Origin of the sequence: Enterobacter cloacae complex sp. S2, assembly GCF_015159675.1 — a bacterium.
Taxonomy (GTDB): domain Bacteria; phylum Pseudomonadota; class Gammaproteobacteria; order Enterobacterales; family Enterobacteriaceae; genus Enterobacter; species Enterobacter intestinihominis.
The window spans coordinates 241142-263600 of sequence record NZ_JADDTS010000002.1; the positions used below are offsets into that span (position 1 = coordinate 241142).

The 22459-nt window shown below is 57.7% G+C and carries 17 protein-coding genes; 9 read left to right on the forward strand and 8 right to left on the reverse strand.

The genetic code is table 11. The features are described from left to right. Nucleotides 1-200 precede the first annotated feature (200 nt). On the forward strand, nucleotides 201-1076 hold the full coding sequence (gene amiA, locus IPZ49_RS01810) for an N-acetylmuramoyl-L-alanine amidase AmiA (protein ID WP_058689125.1): 876 nt from the start codon (nucleotides 201-203) through the stop codon (nucleotides 1074-1076). Then, nucleotides 1076-1975: an oxygen-dependent coproporphyrinogen oxidase gene (gene hemF / locus IPZ49_RS01815; protein WP_033487426.1), complete on the forward strand. Its 900-nt coding sequence runs from the start codon at nucleotides 1076-1078 to the stop codon at nucleotides 1973-1975. Before amiA ends, hemF begins: the two co-directional genes overlap by 1 nt. An 84-nt stretch (nucleotides 1976-2059) precedes the next feature. Here hemF and maeB read toward each other — a convergent pair whose 3' ends face one another. Then, nucleotides 2060-4339: an NADP-dependent oxaloacetate-decarboxylating malate dehydrogenase gene (gene maeB / locus IPZ49_RS01820; protein WP_063932830.1), complete on the reverse strand. Its 2280-nt coding sequence runs from the start codon at nucleotides 4337-4339 to the stop codon at nucleotides 2060-2062. 286 nt (nucleotides 4340-4625) lie between these two features. Here maeB and tal point away from each other — a divergent pair, with 286 nt between their 5' ends. Both tal and tkt read left to right on the forward strand, forming a co-directional pair. After that, nucleotides 4626-5576 (forward strand): transaldolase, encoded by a 951-nt coding sequence (gene tal, locus IPZ49_RS01825; protein ID WP_015572217.1) that lies wholly within the window; start codon nucleotides 4626-4628, stop codon nucleotides 5574-5576. Nucleotides 5577-5595: 19 nt separating this feature from the next. After that, nucleotides 5596-7584, forward strand: a complete 1989-nt coding sequence (gene tkt, locus IPZ49_RS01830) for a transketolase (protein ID WP_023295116.1) — start codon at nucleotides 5596-5598, stop codon at nucleotides 7582-7584. Nucleotides 7585-7677: 93 nt separating this feature from the next. On the opposite strand, the gene IPZ49_RS01835 is transcribed toward tkt, so the two are convergent. The 3 genes from IPZ49_RS01835 to aegA all read right to left on the reverse strand — a co-directional run bounded on the left by IPZ49_RS01835 (nucleotide 7678) and on the right by aegA (nucleotide 11465). Next, complete coding sequence (locus IPZ49_RS01835; protein ID WP_032671798.1) at nucleotides 7678-8721, reverse strand: DUF1176 domain-containing protein; 1044 nt, start codon at nucleotides 8719-8721, stop codon at nucleotides 7678-7680. 106 nt (nucleotides 8722-8827) lie between these two features. Next, nucleotides 8828-9421: a GDP-mannose pyrophosphatase NudK gene (gene nudK / locus IPZ49_RS01840; RefSeq protein ID WP_063932831.1), complete on the reverse strand. Its 594-nt coding sequence runs from the start codon at nucleotides 9419-9421 to the stop codon at nucleotides 8828-8830. 67 nt (nucleotides 9422-9488) lie between these two features. After that, a complete protein-coding gene (gene aegA / locus IPZ49_RS01845) occupies nucleotides 9489-11465 on the reverse strand; it encodes a formate-dependent uric acid utilization protein AegA (protein WP_072204071.1) in 1977 nt (658 codons plus the stop codon). A 152-nt stretch (nucleotides 11466-11617) separates the two neighbouring features. Here aegA and narQ point away from each other — a divergent pair, with 152 nt between their 5' ends. Together narQ and acrD are read left to right on the forward strand one after the other, a co-directional pair. Next, entirely contained in the window at nucleotides 11618-13312 is a 1695-nt protein-coding gene (gene narQ, locus IPZ49_RS01850) for a nitrate/nitrite two-component system sensor histidine kinase NarQ (protein ID WP_058689130.1), read from the forward strand. 141 nt (nucleotides 13313-13453) lie between these two features. After that, complete coding sequence (gene acrD / locus IPZ49_RS01855) at nucleotides 13454-16567, forward strand: multidrug efflux RND transporter permease AcrD (RefSeq protein WP_058689131.1); 3114 nt, start codon at nucleotides 13454-13456, stop codon at nucleotides 16565-16567. Between the two features lie 109 nt (nucleotides 16568-16676). Here the strand turns inward: acrD and ypfM are convergent, their stop codons facing one another. Beyond that, nucleotides 16677-16736, reverse strand: a complete 60-nt coding sequence (gene ypfM, locus IPZ49_RS01860) for a protein YpfM (protein WP_015572204.1) — start codon at nucleotides 16734-16736, stop codon at nucleotides 16677-16679. 387 nt (nucleotides 16737-17123) lie between these two features. Here ypfM and IPZ49_RS01865 point away from each other — a divergent pair, with 387 nt between their 5' ends. From IPZ49_RS01865 to IPZ49_RS01875, 3 genes are read left to right on the forward strand one after another with little or no spacing between them, the layout of a single operon-like run. Beyond that, nucleotides 17124-17480 carry an ArsC family reductase gene (locus tag IPZ49_RS01865; RefSeq protein WP_015572203.1) on the forward strand — a complete coding sequence of 119 codons (357 nt, stop codon included), beginning with the start codon at nucleotides 17124-17126 and terminating at the stop codon, nucleotides 17478-17480. A gap of 3 nt (nucleotides 17481-17483) precedes the next feature. Then, nucleotides 17484-18611: a succinyl-diaminopimelate desuccinylase gene (gene dapE / locus IPZ49_RS01870; protein WP_017383496.1), complete on the forward strand. Its 1128-nt coding sequence runs from the start codon at nucleotides 17484-17486 to the stop codon at nucleotides 18609-18611. A gap of 24 nt (nucleotides 18612-18635) precedes the next feature. Beyond that, on the forward strand, nucleotides 18636-18833 hold the full coding sequence (locus tag IPZ49_RS01875) for a YpfN family protein (protein ID WP_000383991.1): 198 nt from the start codon (nucleotides 18636-18638) through the stop codon (nucleotides 18831-18833). A 39-nt stretch (nucleotides 18834-18872) separates the two neighbouring features. On the opposite strand, the gene ypfH is transcribed toward IPZ49_RS01875, so the two are convergent. The 3 genes from ypfH to IPZ49_RS01890 form a co-directional block, all read right to left on the reverse strand. Then, entirely contained in the window at nucleotides 18873-19568 is a 696-nt protein-coding gene (gene ypfH / locus IPZ49_RS01880) for an esterase (protein WP_023295120.1), read from the reverse strand. Nucleotides 19569-19641: 73 nt separating this feature from the next. Continuing rightward, complete coding sequence (locus IPZ49_RS01885; RefSeq protein ID WP_063932832.1) at nucleotides 19642-21588, reverse strand: tRNA(Met) cytidine acetyltransferase TmcA; 1947 nt, start codon at nucleotides 21586-21588, stop codon at nucleotides 19642-19644. Next, a complete protein-coding gene (locus tag IPZ49_RS01890) occupies nucleotides 21588-22457 on the reverse strand; it encodes a neutral zinc metallopeptidase (protein ID WP_001303362.1) in 870 nt (289 codons plus the stop codon). Before IPZ49_RS01890 ends, IPZ49_RS01885 begins: the two co-directional genes overlap by 1 nt. Between the last annotated feature and the right edge of the window lie 2 nt (nucleotides 22458-22459).

Consider the following 22459-nt stretch of genomic DNA (forward strand, 5'->3'; position numbering starts at 1 on the left):
CTTTTCGGGTTTAAAAACAGTGATTATGGCGTGAACAGGGCATTTAGCCAATAACCGGGGAAAAACTCGCCAAAATTTGGCATAATGTCACTTTGTCACGTATTGAAATGAAAAGTAAAACAATTCTCAATAAGGAATGTCGTCACGCAAAACGCGATACGATATAACACCAGGACCCCAATTTTTACAATTCAGGCCGCATGAGCACATTCAAACCATTAAAAGCACTCACATCGCGTCGTCAGGTTCTCAAAGCGGGGCTGGCGGCCTTAACGTTAACAGGCATCGCAAAGCAGGTTCAGGCAAAAGAAGAGAGCTCGCTTAAAACCAGTAACGGACACAGCAAGCCGAAAACCAAAAAAGCCGGCGCAAAGCGTCTGGTCATGCTCGATCCGGGCCACGGCGGGATCGACACCGGCGCCATTGGCGGAAACGGGTCGAAAGAAAAACACGTCGTGCTGGCAATTGCAAAAAATGTGCGCGCAATTTTACGCAGCAACGGCATTGACGCCCGCCTGACGCGCACGGGCGACACGTTTATCCCGCTGTACGATCGCGTGGAAATTGCCCATAAGCACGGCGCCGACCTGTTTATGTCCATTCACGCGGATGGCTTCACAAACCCTTCCGCCGCAGGCGCATCGGTGTTCGCCCTCTCCAACCGTGGCGCCAGTAGCGCCATGGCGAAATACCTCTCCGATCGCGAAAACCGGGCGGATGAAGTGGCCGGGAAAAAAGCCACCGACAAAGACCATCTGTTGCAGCAGGTTCTGTTTGATCTCGTGCAGACCGATACCATCAAAAACAGCCTGACGCTCGGCTCGCATATCCTTAAACGGATTAAGCCCGTGCACCGTCTGCACAGTAAAAGCACCGAGCAGGCCGCGTTTGTGGTGCTGAAGTCCCCGTCCATTCCGTCCGTGCTGGTTGAAACCTCGTTCATTACCAACCCGGAAGAGGAGCGTTTACTCGGCACCACGGCGTTTCGTCAGAAGATCGCGAACGCTATCGCCTCCGGGGTCATCAGTTATTTCAACTGGTTCGATAATCAAAAAGCGCACTCCAGGAAACGTTGATGAAACCGAATGCACAACTGGTCAAAACTTTCCTGATGCAGTTACAGGACGCGATTTGCCAGAAACTGGCCGCCGCAGACGGCGGTGAATTTCAGGAAGATGCCTGGCAGCGCGAAGCGGGCGGCGGTGGACGCAGCCGCGTGCTGCGTAACGGTGGCATTTTTGAACAGGCCGGGGTCAACTTCTCCCACGTCCACGGTGATGCAATGCCGGCGTCCGCCACGGCGCATCGGCCTGAACTGGCGGGCCGCAGCTTCGAGGCGATGGGCGTCTCGCTGGTGGTGCATCCGCATAACCCGTTTGTGCCAACCAGCCACGCCAACGTGCGCTTTTTCATCGCGGAAAAACCGGGGGCCGATCCGGTCTGGTGGTTTGGCGGCGGTTTCGACTTAACGCCTTACTATGGCTTCGAAGAGGACGCCGTGCACTGGCACACCACCGCGCGCGACCTCTGCCTGCCGTTTGGCGAAGACGTTTACCCGAAATACAAAAAGTGGTGCGATGATTATTTCTATCTGAAGCATCGCGACGAGCAACGCGGCATCGGCGGGCTGTTCTTTGACGATCTCAACACGCCGGATTTTGATACCGCGTTCAGCTTTATGCGCGCAGTGGGTAAAGGCTTTACCGATGCCTATCTGCCGATTGTCGAACGCCGCAAAAACACCGACTACGGCGTTCGCGAGCGTGAGTTCCAGCTGTACCGCCGCGGGCGTTACGTGGAGTTTAACCTGGTATGGGATCGCGGGACGCTGTTTGGCCTGCAAACCGGTGGGCGCACGGAGTCCATTCTGATGTCGATGCCGCCGCTGGTGCGCTGGGAATACAGCTTTGAACCCAAAGAAGGCAGCCCGGAGGCTGCCTTGCGTGAGTTTATTCGGGTTCGGAACTGGGTGTAACCCCCTCACCCCTGCCCTCTCCCAAAGGGAGAGGGAGTATAAATTCCCTCTCCCTTTGGGAGAGGGTTAGGGTGAGGGTAAAAATTACAGCGGCTGCGTCTGTGCCTCAACCACCGCCAGCGCTACCATGTTGACGATACGACGCACGGAGGCAATCGGCGTTAATACATGTACCGGTTTTGACACCCCCATCAGCACTGGCCCTACGGTCACCCCTTCAGAACTCGACACGCGCAGCAGGTTATAGCTGATACGCGCCGCTTCTACGTTCGGCATAATCAGCACATTCGCGGAGCCTTTCAGCGGGCTGTCCGGCATACGTTCATTACGAATGCTCTCCACCAGCGCGGCGTCGCCGTGCATCTCGCCGTCGATCATCAGTTCCGGCGCACGCTCGCGCACCAGGTCCAGCGTCTGGCGCATTTTGCACGCCGCCGCGGATTTGGATGACCCGAAGTTAGAGTGCGACAGCAGCGCCACTTTCGGCTCGATACCAAAGCGGCGCACGGTTTCCGCCGCCATCACGGTGATTTCCGCCAGTTCGTCCGGGGTTGGATCGTCGTTAACGTAGGTATCGGCGATAAAGGTGTTACCGCTTGGCAGCAGCAGCGCGTTCATTGCGCCGGCAGTATGGACCCCCTCGCGATAGCCGAAGATCTCCTGCACCACGCTGAAATGCTCATGATACTCGCCGATGGTGCCGCAGATCAGCGCATCCGCCTCACCGCGATGAACCATGATCGCGCCGATCACCGTGGTGTTGCTGATCACCGCCCGCTGCGCCTGCTCCTGGGTGATCCCCCGACGCTTCATGATCGAATAGTATTCGTTCCAGTACTCTTTGAAGCGCGGATCGGATTCGTTATTGACGATCTCAAAGTCGACGCCCGGCTTAATTTGCAGGCCCAGCTTCTGGATACGCATCTCGATCACGCTCGGACGACCAATCAGGATCGGTTTCGCCAGCCCTAAGGTGATCAGCTCCTGCGTGGCGTGCAGCACGCGCGCCTCTTCCCCTTCCGCCAGCACCACGCGCTTCGCGTCAGCGCGCGCCTGGGAGAAGATCGGCTTCATAAACAGGTTGGTTTTGTAGACGAACTCGGTGAGTTTATCGACGTAGGCATCGAAATCTTCAATCGGCCGCGTCGCCACGCCAGAGTCCATCGCCGCTTTGGCCACCGCTGGCGCGATCTTCACGATCAGACGCGGGTCAAATGGTTTAGGGATAATGTAGTCCGGGCCGAAGCTCAGATCCTGATCGCCGTAGGCGGAGGCCACCACTTCGCTCTGCTCGGCGTGCGCCAGCTCTGCGATAGCATGAACGGCGGCGAGCTTCATCTCTTCGTTGATTGCCGTAGCGCCGACGTCCAGCGCACCGCGGAAGATGAACGGGAAGCAGAGCACGTTGTTCACCTGGTTCGGGTAGTCCGAACGTCCGGTACAGATGATCGCGTCTTCACGCACTGCCTTCGCCAGCGGCGGCAGAATTTCCGGCTCCGGGTTCGCCAGGGCCAGGATCATTGGCGCGCGCGCCATCTTCTGCACCATCTCCTGGGTCAGTACTTTCGGGCCTGAACAGCCGAGGAAAATGTCGGCACCTTCAATGACGTCTTCTAGCGTGCGCTTGCCGTCGTCTGCCACCGCATAGGCCGCCTTGGTTTCCGCCATGTTTGGCTCGCGGTCTTTGTAAATCACGCCTTTGGAGTCGCAGACCACGATGTTGTGTTTCTGCATGCCCAGCGCCACCAGCAGGTTCATACAGGCGATGGCCGCGGCGCCAGCGCCGGAGACCACCATGCGCACGTCGGAGAGGTTTTTCTCCACCACACGCAGACCGTTCAGAATGGCGGCGGTACTGATAATCGCCGTGCCGTGCTGGTCGTCATGGAACACGGGAATGTTCATACGCTCGCGCAGCTTCTGCTCGATATAGAAACATTCCGGCGCTTTGATGTCTTCCAGGTTGATGCCGCCGAAGGTCGGCTCCAGCGCCGCCACCACGTTGATGAATTTATCCGGGTCCAGTTCGTCCACTTCGATATCGAAGACGTCGATACCGGCAAATTTCTTAAACAGAACGCCCTTCCCTTCCATCACCGGCTTACCGGCCAGCGCGCCAATGTTCCCTAACCCCAGTACCGCCGTACCGTTAGAGATAACGGCCACCAGGTTGCCACGGGCGGTGTATTTGTACGCTGCCAGCGGATCTTTTTCGATTTCAAGGCACGGGGCAGCTACGCCTGGCGAGTAGGCCAGCGCCAGATCGCGCTGGGTCGCCAGCGGTTTGGTCGGGGATACCTGGATTTTACCCGGAACAGGAAACTCGTGAAAATCGAGAGCGCTTTGTTTTAACTGATCATCCATCTTGTTATTCCTTTCACGTTTCGGTCAAAAAGGGTGATGTTGACGTTCCTATGCACACCCTGGTGTGCCGCATAGTATCGCCGCAGGCAGGCTCCTAAACTTTGAAGGCTGCCAAACTCTCACCATTGCAGAATAAAAATTGTTATCAATTTATAACAGCCATGTTACCCGTCTCAGACAGCAATGCCTCCCCCGTCTGCTATGCTTTTTTGTTAAGTCCATCATGATTTTCTCAGAAGTGTGACCTGACGCACTCGACTAACTCTTTTATTTCCAAGGAGTAATTATGAACCAGCTAGACGGCATCAAACAATTTACCACCGTGGTTGCAGACAGCGGCGACATCGAATCGATTCGTCACTACCAGCCGGAAGACGCGACCACCAACCCCTCGCTGCTGCTCAAGGCGGCCGGTCTTGCGCACTTTAGTCATCTGATTGATGACGCCCTTGCCTACGGCAAACAGCGCGGTAAAACGCAGGAGCAGCAGGTCGCCGAAGCCAGTGACAAGCTGGCGGTCAATATCGGTGCGGAAATTCTTAAAAGCATACCGGGACGCGTCTCCACCGAAGTGGATGCCCGCCTCTCATTCGACCAGGAAAAGAGCATTAGCAAGGCTCGCCGCCTGGTGGAACTCTACCAGGAGCAGGGGATCGATAAATCACGCATCCTGATCAAGCTTGCCTCCACCTGGGAAGGCATCCGCGCGGCGGAAGTGCTGGAGAAAGAGGGGATCAACTGTAACCTGACGCTGCTGTTCTCCTTCGCCCAGGCGCGTGCCTGCGCCGAAGCGGGCGTGTTCCTGATTTCACCGTTTGTCGGACGTATCTACGACTGGTATCAGGCGAAACAGCCGATGGATCCGTATGTGGTGGACGAAGATCCCGGCGTGAAATCGGTGCGTAATATCTACGATTATTACAAGCAGCACCGCTACGAGACCATCGTGATGGGGGCCAGCTTCCGCCGCACCGAGCAGATCCTCGCGCTCGCGGGCTGCGACCGGCTGACCATCTCCCCTGACCTGCTGAAAAAGCTTCAGGAGAGTGAAGAGACGGTGATCCGCAAGCTGGTGCCAACCTCCACCGTTCTGCCAAAACCAAAACCCATGACCGAAGCGGAATTCCGCTGGGAGCACAATCAGGACCCAATGGCCGTGGAAAAACTGGCGGACGGCATCCGCCAGTTCGCCGTCGACCAGCGCAAACTCGAAGATCTTCTCGCCGCCAAACTTTAACCTTGCCACGGAGTGAACTATGTCCCGTAAAGAGCTCGCCAACGCCATTCGCGCCCTCAGCATGGATGCCGTACAAAAAGCCAATTCCGGCCACCCTGGCGCCCCCATGGGTATGGCTGATATCGCCGAAGTGCTGTGGAACGACTTCCTGAAGCACAACCCGACCGACCCGACCTGGTACGACCGCGACCGTTTTATTCTTTCCAACGGGCACGCCTCGATGCTCCTCTACAGCCTGCTGCACCTTTCCGGCTACGATCTGCCGCTTGAGGAATTAAAAAACTTCCGCCAGCTGCACTCCAAAACGCCGGGCCACCCGGAGATCGGCTATACGCCGGGCGTTGAAACCACTACCGGCCCGCTGGGCCAGGGGCTGGCGAATGCCGTTGGCCTGGCGATTGCCGAACGTACGCTGGCCGCGCAGTTCAACCAGCCCGACCACGAGATTGTCGATCACTACACCTATGTCTTTATGGGCGACGGCTGTCTGATGGAGGGGATCTCCCACGAGGTCTGTTCTCTGGCGGGCACCCTGGGGCTGGGCAAGCTGATTGGCTTCTACGATCACAACGGCATCTCCATTGACGGGGAAACCGAGGGCTGGTTTACCGACGATACGGCGAAACGCTTTGAAGCCTATCACTGGCACGTGGTGCACGAGATCGACGGTCACGATCCTGAGGCGGTGAAAAAAGCGATTCAGGAAGCGCAGAGCGTGAAGGACAAACCGTCCCTGATCATCTGCCGCACCACCATCGGCTTCGGCTCGCCGAACAAAGCGGGCAAAGAGGAGGCGCACGGCGCGGCGCTGGGTGAAGAGGAAGTGGCGCTGACCCGCCAGAAACTGGGCTGGAAACACCCGGCCTTTGAGATCCCAAAAGAGATCTACAAGGCCTGGGATGCTCGCGAAACAGGTGAAAAAGCGCAGCAGGCCTGGAACGAGAAGTTTGCCGCCTACAAAAAAGCGTATCCGGAGCTGGCGGCTGAGTTTACCCGCCGCATGAGCGGCGGCCTGCCGGAAGACTGGGAAGAGAAAACTCATGCGCTGATTGAGAACCTGCAATCCAACCCGGCGAAAATTGCCACCCGTAAGGCATCACAAAACACCCTGAACGCGATTGGCCCAATCCTGCCCGAACTGCTGGGCGGCTCGGCGGATCTGGCGCCAAGTAACCTTACCATCTGGTCCGGCTCTAAATCCCTGAAGGAGGACATTGCCGGGAACTACATCCACTACGGCGTGCGCGAGTTTGGGATGACCGCCATTGCCAACGGCATCGCCCACCATGGCGGCTTCGTGCCGTACACCGCCACCTTCCTGATGTTTGTCGAATATGCCCGTAACGCGGCGCGTATGGCGGCCCTGATGAAGGCGCGGCAAATCATGGTGTACACCCACGACTCTATCGGGCTGGGTGAAGATGGGCCGACGCACCAGGCGGTAGAGCAGCTGGCGAGCCTGCGCTTAACGCCAAACTTCAGCACCTGGCGTCCTTGCGATCAGGTGGAAGCGGCAGTGGGCTGGAAGCTGGCCGTAGAGCGTCATAACGGACCCACGGCGCTGATCCTGTCGCGCCAGAACCTGGCGCAGATCGAGCGCACGCCGGAGCAGGTGAAAAATATCGCCCGCGGCGGGTACATCCTGAAAGACAGCGGCGGTAAGCCAGACGTGATCCTGATCGCCACCGGTTCCGAGGTGGAAATCACAGTAAAAGCGGCGGAGAAACTGACCGCCGAGGGTCACGCGGTGCGCGTGGTTTCCCTGCCTTCAACGGATATCTTTGATGCCCAGGATGAGGCGTACCGCGAATCGGTGCTGCCTTCAAACGTCGCGGCGCGCGTGGCGGTTGAAGCTGGCATTGCCGACTACTGGTACAAATACGTGGGTCTGAAAGGGGCAATTGTCGGGATGCATGGTTACGGTGAATCCGCCCCGGCCGACAAGCTGTTCCCGTATTTCGGCTTTACCGTTGAGAACGTGGTGGAGAAGGCGCTAAGCGTGCTGTAGTGCGATCTGCGTTGCCCGGTGGCGGCTACGCCTTACCGGGCCTACGGTTCTAAAAAGTAGGCCGGGTAAGCGACAGCGCCACCCGGCAAAACCCTACCTTGTGATCCACAGCGTGGGCCAGGCATCTGGCCCATTCCAGTTATCACAGCTTGGCTCTTCCGCGTAGCGTACCAGGCGGAAGCGCTGGCCGTTAAAACGCCAGCGGGTCTGGATCCCACAGTCGCCAATCCCGCGTCCCAGCGCCAGCGTGGTCAGCTCGCGCGTTTTTTCGTCGAAGCTGGCATTCATCAGCTCCATGTCGCTACTCTGGCTGGAAGGGGTAAACGGCAGGCGCAATCTCACGCTCCTGGCCGAAAATGGTTTTTTACGCGACACCAGCCACGCCAGGTCGACGGTGTTGTACGCCCCCGCCTCACAGCTGATGATCATCAGCGCTTTGTCATCGGTCAGCGCGGTCACGCGCACTTCACGCCGGTTCGGATCGAGAGAGCACTGGCTGTGGTTCATGCGCCAGGTACCGTAATCCAGCAGATCGTTGAGTTCGTTATGCGTCAGCGGCGTTGGCGTGGGGTTCACCACCGCCACCTTTTTTAATGCCGGCGCAGGCGGCACGCTCAGCGGTGGACTATCCCCTTTTTTAATCCACGCCGTTTCACTTCCGACGCGTTTTTGCTGGGCATCGATAAACAGCAGCGCCGCTTTCAGACCGGCCAGAGAAATTGTCTGCTTCCCCCCGCGCAGGGTCAGCGCCTGCCCTTCCTGAATGGTTTTCAGAAACGTGGTGATGGTGGCCGTATCGTCTGTTTTAAGATGCCAGGGGGCTAACTGCCAGTGTTGCGACGTGAACGTAAGCGGCACATTGTCGAGCAGCAGGCGCGGGGCGATGTCAGGCTCTTTCACCGGTGGCGCCGAAAGCCCGCCGAGATCGATGCGCAGGCTGGCGTCCGTTTTTGCCCCCGCACTGCGGCTCAGCGTCATGACCAGACCGCGATGCTCGCCGGTATTGCGCGCTACGCAGAAGTTCTGGTTATTGCAGGTCACCTGCCAGTCTGAAAAAGACTGCTGCGCAGGCGCAGCCCACACCAAAGGCGCGGGAAGCACGCAAATGAAGAAGAGAAGATAAACGCAGTAGCGCATGAACGGCACAGCCCCGGAAACGAATAGGTCAATCTGGGGCGTATCTTCGTGCCCATGGCGGGCTGGCTCAATCGGATTTATCGGATAGATTTATCTGAAATACAACTTATCGCGCTTCCGCCGCCGCATTCATCAGCCCGCTGGTTTGCAGATACTGCAACAGGATCACCGCTTTACCGTCGCGGATCTCGCCGCGTTTCACCATGTCGACAGCCTGAGCGAAAGGCATTTCCAGCACTTCAATGTCTTCATCGTCCACGCCGCCGCCCCGGTGCGTGCGCTGAGCATCGGTATATTCCGCAATGAAGAAGTGAACCAGCTCGGTAACCCCGCCAGGTGACATAAACAGCTCATAGACTTTCTGCACCGCACCCACTTCAAAACCCGTCTCCTCAATGGCTTCTTTGCGGATACACACTTCCGGCTCATCGTCATCAAGCAGACCTGCACAGGTTTCAATCAGACGTCCGTCCGCGTTGCCATTGACCCATGTCGCGATGCGAAACTGGCGGATCAGCACCACGCTTTGCTTTTCACGGTTATACAGCAGGATGGTTGCACCATTGCCCCGGTCGTAGACTTCGCGTTTATGGCGAATGACGTCCCCGTTCTTACGGGTGAGATCGTAAGTGATGTTACGCAGGACAAAGTAATTTTCAGAAAGGATTTTGTCTTTAATAACGGTAATGTTCAGGGACATACGGGCTCCACGGCAAAATGAGTCTGTTTATACTACGCCGTGAAGCCCGCTTTGTCGCCCGTCTGCATTAATGCATGTTGCGCGGCGGCACGCCAAGCCAGTCCATGATCCCCTGCGCGGCATGACGCCCTTCCGCCATCGCGGTGACCACCAGATCCGCACCGCGTACCGCATCACCGCCAGCAAAAATCTGCGGATTCGAGGTCTGGTAGCGATAACGGCTCTCCACGGAGGCCCTGATGCGCCCCCAGTCGTCGGTGTCGACGCCCTGCGCCTGAAGCCACGGCATGGCGTGCGGATTAAAACCAAACGCCATGATCACCGCATCCGCTGGCATGACAAACTCACTGCCCGCCACCGGGACAGGACGCCGCCGCCCCTGCGCATCCGGCTCGCCCAGCCTGGTGCGCAGCATCCGGATACCGTTAACCTTCCCGTCGGTATCCAGCGTGAGCTCAACCGGCTGGACATTAAATTCAAACGCTGCGCCCTCTTCTTTCGCGTTTTTAACCTCTTTCTTTGAGCCCGGCATGTTGGCCTCGTCCCGCCGATAGGCGCAGGTGACTTTCGCCGCGCCATGCCGCAGCGCGGTGCGCACGCAGTCCATCGCCGTATCGCCCCCGCCGAGCACCACCACGTTTAAACCCTGTGTGTCGATAAACGGTTCGTCTGCGGCAGGATCAAGGCCCATCACGTTCCGCGTGTTTGCCACTAAAAACGGCAGCGCGTCGTACACGCCCGGCGCGTCTTCGTGAGGGATACCCGCTTTCATGGAACGATAGGTCCCTACGCCGATGAACAGGGCATCGTAGTCGTTTTGCAGTTGGGCCATCGACACGTCTTTTCCCACCTCGCAGTTCAGCTCGAAGCGGATGCCCATCGCGCTGAATATCTCTCTGCGCCGCGCTAACAGGGATTTATCCAGCTTGAAGGCCGGAATACCAAAGGTCAGCAATCCGCCGATTTCCGGATGGCGGTCGTAGACCGTCACGCCGACGCCGCTGCGCACCAGCACGTCGGCGCAGGCCAGCCCTGCCGGACCGGCGCCGATGATGGCGACGCGCTTACCGACCGGCTTAACGTGGCTGACGTCCGGCGTCCAGCCCATCGCCAGCGCCCGATCCGAGATATACCGTTCGATATTACCGATGGTTACTGCTCCTGACGCATCCCGCAGGGTGCAGGCGCCTTCACATAATCGATCCTGTGGGCAGACGCGGCCGGTAATTTCCGGTAAACAGTTAGTCTGGTGAGAAAGCTCAGCCGCACCGACGATATCCCCCGCCCCGATCCGCTCAATCCACTGGGGAATGTGGTTATGCAGCGGGCAGGTCCACTCGCAAATGCTGTGCTCGCCACATTTCAGGCACCGGGAAGCCTCGCGCTGCGCCTGTTCCGGGCGAAACGGCAGGTAGATCTCGTTAAAATGGTATGCGCGTGCTTCGGGGCTGAGCTTATCCGGCTCACCGCGCGCCGGGGTGTTTTGCATCTGTTGCCGTTTGGTTTGCGGAGGGACTGACTGAACCGCCTCGCTGTGCCACGGCAGCGCGTCCAGCCTTGCGCTGCGCTGTCGGCGCTGTTTAACCAGCTTATCCAGTACGGCTGGGGTGGCGAGCGTAAGCACCGCCGCCGGGCAGTTTTCCACGCAGGCCGGGCCTTGCGGCCTTTCCAGGCAGAGGTCGCATTTGTGCGCCGAGGCCTTTACGCTGTCGTTTTGCAGCGGGGCGATCAGCATGTCCATCGTGCCAAACGGACAGGCCACCACGCAGGCTTTACAGCCAATGCATTTTTGTTGATTGACCTGTACGCTGTCGCTGTGTTGCGTGATGGCTCCGTTCGGGCAGCTTTGCGCGCAGGGCGCGTTTTCACAGTGGTGGCAGGTCACGGGGCTTTTTCGCAAGCCTGAGGTAAGGACCGTAATGCGGGGATGAAAATGGCGCTCGCTCAGCGCGTGCTGCTCCCCGTTGTGCGCCATCACACAGGCAACTTCGCAGGCGCGACAACCGATACACTGCTGAGCATTGGCCATAATAAAACGATTCATAACAACACCTGTTTTTGGTTCAATAACCTTATTCTTTCTATTGTTATCGTATTTACCCACAGCGGCATGGCGACGCAATGTTCAAATGCCCAGGAAGCCGAACTATTTCCAGTGAACCTGTGGCAGATCAATTTAATTCAGGAAGCTGATGAGTGACCGTTAAACGCCCCGTATCGGGAAGCCTGGCTCGGGCTTTCTTTTCGATGATTGTCTTGTCCGTTCTGATCAGCGCCATTGCGCTGGTCACACTCGCCAGCAGCCAGCGCGACGCCGAGGCGATTAACATCGCCGGCTCGCTGCGTATGCAGAGCTACCGCCTGGGCTACGAAATGCAGCGCGCCGGCCCATCGCTGGCAGAGCACCGCGCGGTCTGGCAAAAAACGCTGAGCGCGCCTGCGTTGCAGAAGCTAAACCGCTGGTATGTGCCAGAGGACGTCAAACAGCGTTACCAGCAGTTGCACCTTGGCTGGCAGGAGATGGACACGCGCATCGCCAGCGGCGATACCGGATGGTATCAGAACCACATAGAGGATTTCGTGGGCCGGATAGATGCCTTTGTGCTGGCGCTACAGCACTACACCGAACATAAAATTCAGCTGGTGATTTTCATGTCGCTGACGGGCGGCCTGGGCATCCTGCTGCTGGCGGTGGTGACCCTGCGGCGCATCCGCCGTCAGGTTGTGCTGCCGCTGAATAATCTGGTGGCGGCGAGCGAGCGTATCGAACAGGGGCAATTCGACACTCCCGCGCCGGATACTACGCTTCCCAACGAGCTGGGCCAGCTTTCCCGCGCCTTCAACCATATGTCGGCGGAATTACACACCCTGTACCGTTCACTTGAGCGCTCCGTTGCTGAAAAAACCCGCCACCTGAATGAAGCGCATCAGCAGCTCGAAATGCTGTTTAAATGCTCACAGGCGTTGAATACCGGGCAGATAGACAGCCACTGTTTCCGGCATATTTTGCAGATTGTGCATGACTATACGCAGATGAATTACCTGCAATTGCGCACCAGCGACGACTGGCAGCTTTACGAAGGACAGGAGTCCCCGGGCGAGAAAATGCACAATTTACCGGTGTTAATGCAGGACACCCTGTACGGCGAACTGCGCTGGCAAAGCGCGACCGGGGATGTTCCGCTGCCGCTCATGGAAAGCGTGGCGACGATGCTGGGCCGGGGGATCTATTTCAATCAGGCGCAGAAACATTATCAGCAGCTGCTGCTGATGGAGGAGCGCGCCACCATCGCGCGCGAGCTGCATGATTCGCTGGCGCAGGTGCTCTCCTATTTGCGTATTCAGCTTACGCTGCTGAAGCATGCCGTGCCCGGCGACAATGCTCCGGCGCAGACCATCATTACGGACTTCTCCCGCGAGCTGAATAATGCCTGGCATCAGCTACGCGAGCTGCTCACCACCTTCCGCCTGACGCTCAATCACGCCAATCTTCCTGCCGCGCTACAGGAGTCTCTCGACGGGTTGCAAAGCCAGACCCGCGCGAAGCTGGTGCTCGACTGCCGTCTCTCATCGCTGGCGCTGGACGCACAAAAACAGGTGCACCTCTTACAGATTGTGCGTGAGGCAGTGCTGAATGCGATTAAACATGCCGACGCGAGCGAGATTGTGGTCAGCTGCGTCACCACCGCGGACGGCACTCACACGGTCACGATCCGGGACAACGGCATTGGTATCGGCGACGCCAGTGAACCGCCGGGGCATTACGGGCTGAATATCATGCGCGAACGCGCGGGACGGCTCGGCGGGACATTACATTTTTCTCAGCCGCCACAGGGCGGGACACAGGTCAGCGTAACGTTCCGGACGCCTGCGGCCCAGGCTGAAAAATAGCGAGAAAGAAGGCGCGCTGAAAAAAGCGCATGATAATTTACATTATCTCCTTTATTTCTCCACGTTTGACCTGGGCCTTACCGCTAAAGTTAGGCGGGCAATAAACAATAATGACGTGCAGCAAAACGAGGTCACACTTTAATGGCGAATTTTTTCATCGATCGCCCCATTTTTGCCTGGGTGCTTGCAATCCTGTTGTGTCTGACGGGTGTCCTGGCGATTACGTCCCTTCCTGTTGAGCAATACCCTGACCTCGCGCCCCCCAACGTGCGTATCACGGCGAACTACCCTGGCGCCTCGGCACAGACGCTGGAAAATACCGTCACCCAGGTTATCGAGCAGAACATGACGGGTCTCGATAACCTGATGTACATGTCCTCACAGAGCAGCGCCACGGGCCAGGCGACCGTAACACTGAGCTTTACGGCGGGCACGGATCCGGATGAAGCGGTGCAGCAGGTGCAAAATCAGCTGCAATCGGCCCTGCGTAAACTGCCTCAGGCGGTGCAGAACCAGGGGGTGACCGTGCGTAAAACCGGTGACACCAATATTTTGACCATCGCGTTTGTTTCAACCGATGGCTCAATGGATAAGCAGGACATCGCGGACTACGTCGCCAGTAATATTCAGGACCCGCTCAGCCGTATCAACGGCGTGGGTGATATCGACGCCTACGGCTCGCAGTACTCCATGCGTATCTGGCTGGATCCCAACAAGCTGAACAGCGTGCAGATGACCGCCAAAGATGTCACCGACGCTATCGAATCGCAGAACGCCCAGATTGCCGTGGGGCAGCTCGGCGGTACCCCGTCCGTGGATAACCAGGCGCTTAACGCCACCATCAACTCCCAGTCGCTGCTCCAGACACCTGAACAGTTCCGCAATATCACGCTACGCGTGAATCAGGACGGTTCGGAAGTGCGTCTGGGGGATGTCGCCACCGTGGAAATGGGGGCGGAAAAATATGACTACCTGAGCCGCTTTAACGGCAATGCCGCTTCCGGGCTGGGGGTGAAACTGGCCTCCGGCGCCAACGAAATGGCGACCGCGCAGCGGGTGCTAGAGCGTCTGGATGAGCTGTCGCATTTCTTCCCGCACGGACTGGAGTACAAAGTCGCCTACGAAACCACCTCGTTCGTAAAAGCCTCCATCGAAGATGTGGTGAAAACCCTGCTCGAAGCTATCGCGCTGGTGTTCCTCGTGATGTACCTGTTCCTGCAAAACTTCCGCGCCACGCTGATCCCCACTATTGCGGTGCCGGTGGTGCTGCTGGGTACCTTTGCAGTGCTGTATGCCTTCGGTTACAGCATCAACACCCTGACCATGTTCGCCATGGTGCTGGCCATCGGCCTGCTGGTGGATGATGCCATCGTGGTGGTGGAAAACGTTGAGCGCATCATGAGCGAGGAAGGGCTTTCGCCCCGCGAGGCCACGCGCAAATCGATGGGACAGATTCAGGGCGCGCTGGTCGGTATCGCCATGGTGCTGTCGGCGGTATTTATCCCGATGGCGTTTTTTGGCGGCACCACGGGCGCGATTTATCGCCAGTTCTCGATCACCATCGTCTCTGCAATGGTGCTCTCCGTACTGGTGGCGATGATCCTTACCCCTGCCCTGTGCGCGACGCTGCTGAAACCGCTGCATAAGGGCGAACACCACGGTCAAAAAGGCTTCTTCGGCTGGTTTAACCGCATGTTTAACCGCAATGCGGCGCGCTATGAAGCGGGCGTGGGTAAAGTTCTGCACCGCAGCGTACGCTGGATGGTGGTTTATGTTCTGCTGCTCGGCGGCATGGTCTTCCTGTTCCTGCGGCTGCCAACCTCGTTCCTGCCGCTGGAAGATCGCGGCATGTTTATCACCTCCGTACAATTACCCAGCGGCTCGACCCAGCAGCAGACCCTGAAAGTGGTGCAGAAGGTTGAGAACTACTTCCATACTCAGGAGAAAGATAACGTGATCTCCGTCTTCTCCACCGTCGGCTCTGGCCCTGGCGGTAACGGGCAGAACGTGGCGCGTATGTTTGTGCGCCTGAAAGACTGGGACCAGCGCGACAGCGATACCGGCTCCTCCTTTGCCATCATTGAGCGTGCAACCAAAGCGTTCAACAAAATCAAGGAAGCGCGCGTTTTCGCCAGCAGCCCGCCCGCCATCAGCGGCCTGGGCAGCTCAGCCGGGTTTGATATGGAGCTTCAGGATCACGCTGGTGCCGGGCATGACGCGTTGATGGCTGCTCGCGACAAGCTGCTGGAGCTGGCCGGGAAAGATCCGCAGCTTACCCGCGTTCGTCATAACGGTCTGGATGACAGCCCTCAGCTACAGGTGGATATTGACCAGCGTAAAGCGCAGGCGCTGGGCGTCTCCATCGACGACATTAACGACACCCTGCAAACGGCGTGGGGCTCAAGCTACGTGAATGACTTTATGGATCGCGGCCGCGTGAAGAAGGTCTACGTTCAGTCTGCCGCCAAATACCGCATGCTGCCGGACGATATCAACCGCTGGTATGTGCGCAATAACACCGGCGGCATGGTGCCGTTCTCGGCGTTTGCGACGTCACGCTGGGAGACCGGTTCACCGCGTCTGGAGCGTTACAACGGCTATTCGGCGCTGGAGATTGTTGGTGAAGCCGCGCCGGGCGTCAGTACCGGTACCGCAATGGACATTATGGAAAAACTGGTTCAGCAGTTACCGACCGGCTTTGGCCTGGAGTGGACAGCGATGTCCTACCAGGAACGGCTTTCCGGCGCTCAGGCGCCTGCCCTGTATGCCCTTTCGCTGCTGGTGGTGTTCCTCTGTCTGGCGGCGCTGTATGAAAGCTGGTCAGTGCCGTTCTCGGTGATGCTGGTGGTGCCTCTCGGGGTCATCGGCGCGCTGCTGGCAACCTGGATGCGCGGCCTGGAAAATGATGTCTATTTCCAGGTCGGACTCCTCACCGTAATCGGATTGTCGGCGAAAAACGCCATTCTGATCGTCGAATTTGCCAATGAGATGAATGCCAAAGGTCACGAACTGATGGCCGCCACGCTGCACGCCTGTCGTCAGCGCCTGCGTCCGATCCTGATGACCTCTCTGGCGTTTGTGTTTGGCGTCCTGCCGATGGCCACCAGCTCCGGCGCAGGCTCCAGCAGCCAGCACGCGGTGGGAACGGGCGTTATGGGGGGAATGATTTCGGCGACGATTCTGGCTATCTATTTCGTACCGCTGTTCTTTGTGCTGGTACGCCGTCGTTTCCCGCTGAAGGATAAGCCGGAATAACACGTTGAAATAAAAAAGGCGGCTTTACAGGCCGCCTTTTTATTGTGTGATTCTTTCACACTATGGTTATTTTAGTTAATTAAGTGCTCTTGCATTTCTTACCGGAAATTCATTTACGAAGCATGCCTTCGATAAAATCTTTCCAGTTCCCCAGTTCACGTTCAATCATAACAACCTCTCTTATTATTATGTGCATTCTACGAAAACGTATCATCATTGTGAAGCCACTTTAACCGATTGCTGTGATTGAGCCCCGCTGTGCTGGTAGGTTTAGGATCACTATGAGCGTTGTCGGGTAAATTTTATGTGACCTACAGCAATATTTTGAAATAGTCGGAAAAATAACAGCATTTTTAATTTCCCCCTGAGTTTATTGGCAATTTAAACAGGGTGGACAACTATGCTTAAAAGATGAAAGACTATTCAGCTTACAGCTGTTCGTTGAATTATGGAGAATTGTAAATCCCGAAAAATTCCGAATGTGTTATATTCCACTTAAGGATATATCTTCGAAAATATTGAACATTTAATCCACAAAAGAACAAAAGGATTCACTATGGTTGTGATGTACGGCATTAAGAATTGCGACACGATTAAAAAAGCCCGCCGCTGGCTGGAAGCACACAACATCGACTATCGCTTCCACGATTACCGTGCCGACGGGCTTGACCCCGCGTTTCTCCATTCCGCCATCAACGAACTGGGGTGGGAAGCGCTACTGAATACCCGCGGGACCACCTGGCGAAAACTGGATGAATCTCTCCGGGCCACGATCAACGACGCCGACAGCGCAGCCAAACTGATGCTTGAAATGCCGGCAATCATCAAACGCCCATTGCTCTGCAAGCCAGGTCAGCCTATGCTGCTGGGTTTCAGTGAAACCCTTTATTCAGATTTATTCGTTGAGGTGTAGTCTATGTCATGCCCGGTCATTGAGCTGACTCAGCAGCTTATTCGCCGTCCTTCCCTTAGCCCGGACGACGCAGGTTGTCAGGCATTAATGATTGAGCGCCTGCGTGCCATCGGTTTTACCGTGGAGCACATGGATTTTGGCGATACGCAGAACTTCTGGGCATGGCGCGGTCAGGGAGAGACGCTGGCGTTTGCCGGACATACTGACGTAGTTCCCGCAGGCGACGCAGACCGCTGGATCAACCCGCCTTTTGAGCCGACCATCCGCGACGGCATGCTTTTCGGACGCGGCGCTGCGGACATGAAAGGTTCTCTGGCTGCGATGGTCGTGGCGGCAGAGCGTTTCGTCGCCCAGCATCCGAACCATAAAAACCGTCTTGCGTTTTTGATTACCTCCGATGAAGAAGCCAGCGCCCACAACGGCACCGTGAAGGTCGTTGAGGCCCTGATGGCGCGCAATGAACGTCTGGACTACTGTCTGGTGGGCGAACCGTCCAGCACCGAAGTGGTGGGCGATGTGGTGAAAAATGGCCGCCGTGGATCCCTGACCTGTAATTTGACTATTCATGGCGTGCAGGGCCACGTTGCCTATCCGCACCTGGCGGATAACCCGGTACACCGCGCCGCGCCGATGCTGAACGAACTGGTAGGCATTGAATGGGATAAAGGCAACGAATTTTTCCCGCCAACCAGCATGCAGATAGCCAACATCAAGGCCGGCACCGGCAGCAACAACGTCATTCCCGGCGATCTCTTCGTCCAGTTTAACTTCCGCTTCAGCACCGAACTGACCGACGAGATGATCAAAGCGCGCGTGATTGCGCTGCTCGAGAAATATCAGCTGCGCTATACCCTCGACTGGTGGCTGTCTGGCCAGCCGTTCCTGACGCAGCGCGGTAAACTGGTGGATGCGGTGGTGAACGCCATTGCGCACTATAATGAAATTAAGCCACAGCTGCTGACAACGGGCGGCACGTCTGACGGACGCTTTATCGCCCGCATGGGCGCACAGGTTGTCGAACTGGGTCCGGTTAACGCGACGATTCACAAAATCAATGAATGCGTGAACGCTGCCGATTTACAACTGCTGGCCCGCATGTATCAACGTATTATGGAGCAGCTCGTCGCCTGACGGGTGCTTAAAGAGGATTAGCGAATGGACTGGCTTTCAAAGTACTGGTGGATTCTGGTGTTGGTATTTCTGGTAGGCGTGCTGCTTAACGTGATTAAAGATCTCAAGCGCGTTGACCATAAAAAGTTCCTTGCCAACAAACCGGATCTTCCGCCGCACCGTGATTTTAACGACAAGTGGGACGATGAAGACGACTGGCCGAAGAAGGACCAGAAGAAGTAATCGCTCTGTTTCCCCTCTCCCTAAAAAGAGGGGGACACCTCACATAAACTCGACGATATCATCGTCATTCGGCTTACCGCCGCTGAGCGCTTCATCAAAGTAGTGCTTCGGTACGGTATAACGCAGATGATCGAGCGCGAACTGCATGCTGCGATCGTCAATGGCATGCCCCAGATCGTCTACGATATCCAGCGTCACATCTCCGCCCTCGCGCATCAGCGTCTCCTGGGCAGCAACCGCATGCGAAAGCTCAATTACCCGGTCTTCCCCCCCATGAATGAGATGGATCGTGGTCTGCGTGGTCGCGCTTTGCGGTAACGTCGCAAAACGCCCGTTAAAAGCAATCACGCGGGACACCAGTCCGGGCTGCGCTTTTACGCTTTCCAGCGACATGATTGAGCCCTGAGAGAAGCCAATCAGCGCCGTTGCGTCGGCGCCTACGCCGCTCTGCTGCTGCCAGTAACGCACGGTATCGATAAAGGCTGGCATAGCGGCATCAATACGCGCCTGACGATTCTCCTCCGTCACGCCCTCGACGGAAAACCACTGCCGCCCGTCCGGACCGCACGGCTCCACGCCGCCGATGCTGACGATCAGCGCGTGTGGGAAAACGGGTGCAAACCAGCTGCCAATCTGTCCCATATTGACGGCATTGTCGCCCACGCCATGAAACAGAAGCAGGAGCTGTTTAGCAGGTGTATCCGGGCTTTGCACAACAAAATGGTCATGTTTCATGGCGATCTCCTTAATTGGTAAGCAGGATTTTACGCCTCTGCGGGGTAATGACCATGCCACTTTACTGAAGAACTCATTGAAAAAATTGCCATTGCAAAATGTCGGCTTTCAGCTGCTGGCTACGGGAGTAATCAAGCCTTTCAAGCGCGTGAGCGGTTTCCTCGCGTAGCTTCGCCAGCAACGCTTTGCGCCCGAAATCGTGCGTATTCCCTTCCATTTTCCCCCGCAGCGCCGGAAGTGGCATGTCCACGGCTAACAACAACCGCGTCAGCGCCGCAACCGAAGTTGAAAACGCCCGGTGAGCAAAGGCAAACCCCGCCAGCTCCAGCCAGTCGTCACTATTAAGGGTAGCTTCCCATGCATCCGTCACCGGGATCTTTTCGCCATTCCAGGCCGACAGGACGCGCATATCACGACATAACCGCTGATGCGCCTGTTCGCAGAGCTGATGCCCCGCCTCGCTCAGCGGCAGCAATGCCATCGCCGTATAGCACCCGCTGCTGGCTTCCCGGTGGCTGCCCATTCGCACCAGCACAAACCCGCACTGCCGCCAGAAACGCCACAGCTCGTCGGTATAGCCAAAGCTGACCGAGAGATAATCTTCTCCGCTGGCACTGCGGATCAGCCGCTGGCCGATGCCTTCCCGCTGGCGATGGGGATGAACCGCAATGCGGCTGACGCGTCGGCCTTTCAGCGTCGCCGCGAGCGGCGAGCCGCCGTGCGCTGCCAGCGACTGCGCCACCAGATTTCCACGCGGCCGACGAAAGCCCGCCCAGACTGCGCGGCTAAGTTCAGGGGGTAATCCCCCCTCCTCCACCAGCCAGAGCGCGCCCGCGATCTCCGCGCCCGCCTGAGCAACAGCAAAGTGCTGGCCGGGGGCGTCCATCATCCGGCGTAAATCGAGGGGTGACGTCCGGTAGTGCGCGGCACACAGCAGTTCATACACGCCTGCCCCGCGCGCCGGATCGCTCTCCCACATCCCGGGCTCCAGCGACGTTAAACGTACCTCGCCTTCCGGTTTGCGATCGATAAGCGCATCGTCGAACAGCAGCGCGTTCGCCACTATCCGCTCAAGGGGACATCCGGCAGCCCAGCGAACAGGCGTGGATAAGGTATAACGCCGCAGCCCGCTGAACCGGGCGCAGAACTTCAGCAGGAATCCCCTGCCCGTGCCTTCATAACCCTGCACCGTGGTGGTCAGCAACACGCGGGGAAAGCGCGACGCCAGCTTCTCCAGCAGCGGGCCGGGGATGGCGGCCGCCTCATCGACAATCAGCCAGTCAGCTTCTGTTGTGGAGGCCAGCAGCGCATCCGGGGCCATAAAGTGAAAATGTTCCCCGGCGAAACGCGCGATGACATCCGTCGCCCCTTTTGCCGGTGCCGTCACGACTGCACTCCCCTGAATGCCGTTGAGCAACATGCCCGCCAGGGCGGACTTTCCGCGTCCGCGCGGTGCCGTCACGGCGGCCACGCCCGCAGGCATGGTCAGAAGAGCGTCGAGGATCTCAGCTTGCTCGCGCTGCGGTTCACCGCTGGCAGGCTGCCAGGCGGGTAAATCTGACGTAACGGGAAGGCACAGAGGACGATGTTGATGCCAGACGATGGCATCTGAATCGGCGGCAAGCGTCCGGCAAAAGTGGTGAACAAAGTGCGGGGTGGCGATCGGCTCGGCGCTGTCGCTCCAGCGTAGAGAATCCGCGTCGGGCCTGTTAGCCCAGACGGAGAACGGCGGCACCAGCAGCATCAGAAGGCTTCCGGCGCGCAGGGTCCCGCTGAGGGCGGCGAAGGCCGAGACGTCAAACCCGCGACGCGCGTCAAAAACGGCGTGCAGGTATTCACGTCCCAGCAGGCCGCTGATGGTCTTAGAGGGGTTTTCCTCCAGCCACAGCCAGTCTCCTGGTAACGTATCGCGCAGAATGGTCGCCTGGCTCAACGTCCACGCTTCATCGCCGCTGAGCACCACCAGCCGGCGGTGCCCGGTACGCTGAAGCTGGTTGACCAGCTGTTCAAACCCCAACATCACATAGCTTTGCCGAAGGTATTACACTGCGACGGGTTGCCGCTGTCGAAGCCACGCTTAAACCAACTGTAGCGCTGCTCTGAGGTGCCATGGGTAAAGCTGTCCGGCACAACGCGCCCCTGGCTCTGCTGCTGCAAGCGATCGTCACCAATCGCCTGTGCGGCATTCAGGGCCTCTTCCAGATCGCCTGTTTCCAGCACGCCCTGCTGCTGCATGCTGTGTCCCCAGACGCCAGCGAAGCAGTCGGCCTGAAGCTCCATGCGTACGGACAGACGATTCACCTCCGCCTGAGAAGCATTCTGCTGCATCTGACGCACTTTAGGCTCAATGCCGAGGAGCTTCTGCACGTGGTGGCCGACTTCATGCGCGATCACGTAGCCCTGGGCAAAATCGCCGTCGGCGCCCAGCTTGCTTTTCATGTCGTCATAGAAGGAGAGATCGATATAGACGGTGCTGTCCGCCGGGCAGTAGAACGGCCCCATAACGGACTGCCCGGTGCCGCAGCCGGTGCGGGTTGCGCCCCGGTACATCACCAGTTTTGGCGGCTGATAAGTCCGCCCCATTTTCTCGAACTGCTGACCCCAGGTATCTTCGGTCGTCGCGAGAATAACGGAAGTAAATTTCGCCGCTTCATCTTCATTCGGGCTGATGGAGCGCTGAGAATACTGCTGCTGTTGCCCGGTTTCACCGGTCATCAAACCGGTCAGGTCGACGCCGTAGTAGCCCGCCACCAGCACGACGACCAGCAGAATAATGCCGCCCTTGCCGCTGGGTAACCGGAAACCTGGCCCGCCCATAGACGGACCACCGCCACCACTGCTGCGTCTGTCTTCTACGTTGTCACTTTCACGACGCCCTTGCCAGCGCATAA

Coding starts and splice junctions, on each gene's coding strand:
- amiA (WP_058689125.1), top strand. CDS start 201: ATGAGCACATTCAAACCATTAAAAGCACTCACATCGCGTCGTCAGGTT.
- hemF (WP_033487426.1), top strand. CDS start 1,076: ATGAAACCGAATGCACAACTGGTCAAAACTTTCCTGATGCAGTTACAG.
- maeB (WP_063932830.1), bottom strand. CDS start 4,339: ATGGATGATCAGTTAAAACAAAGCGCTCTCGATTTTCACGAGTTTCCT.
- tal (WP_015572217.1), top strand. CDS start 4,626: ATGAACCAGCTAGACGGCATCAAACAATTTACCACCGTGGTTGCAGAC.
- tkt (WP_023295116.1), top strand. CDS start 5,596: ATGTCCCGTAAAGAGCTCGCCAACGCCATTCGCGCCCTCAGCATGGAT.
- IPZ49_RS01835 (WP_032671798.1), bottom strand. CDS start 8,721: ATGCGCTACTGCGTTTATCTTCTCTTCTTCATTTGCGTGCTTCCCGCG.
- nudK (WP_063932831.1), bottom strand. CDS start 9,421: ATGTCCCTGAACATTACCGTTATTAAAGACAAAATCCTTTCTGAAAAT.
- aegA (WP_072204071.1), bottom strand. CDS start 11,465: ATGAATCGTTTTATTATGGCCAATGCTCAGCAGTGTATCGGTTGTCGC.
- acrD (WP_058689131.1), top strand. CDS start 13,454: ATGGCGAATTTTTTCATCGATCGCCCCATTTTTGCCTGGGTGCTTGCA.
- IPZ49_RS01865 (WP_015572203.1), top strand. CDS start 17,124: ATGGTTGTGATGTACGGCATTAAGAATTGCGACACGATTAAAAAAGCC.
- dapE (WP_017383496.1), top strand. CDS start 17,484: ATGTCATGCCCGGTCATTGAGCTGACTCAGCAGCTTATTCGCCGTCCT.
- IPZ49_RS01875 (WP_000383991.1), top strand. CDS start 18,636: ATGGACTGGCTTTCAAAGTACTGGTGGATTCTGGTGTTGGTATTTCTG.
- ypfH (WP_023295120.1), bottom strand. CDS start 19,568: ATGAAACATGACCATTTTGTTGTGCAAAGCCCGGATACACCTGCTAAA.
- IPZ49_RS01885 (WP_063932832.1), bottom strand. CDS start 21,588: ATGTTGGGGTTTGAACAGCTGGTCAACCAGCTTCAGCGTACCGGGCAC.
- IPZ49_RS01890 (WP_001303362.1), bottom strand. CDS start 22,457: ATGCGCTGGCAAGGGCGTCGTGAAAGTGACAACGTAGAAGACAGACGC.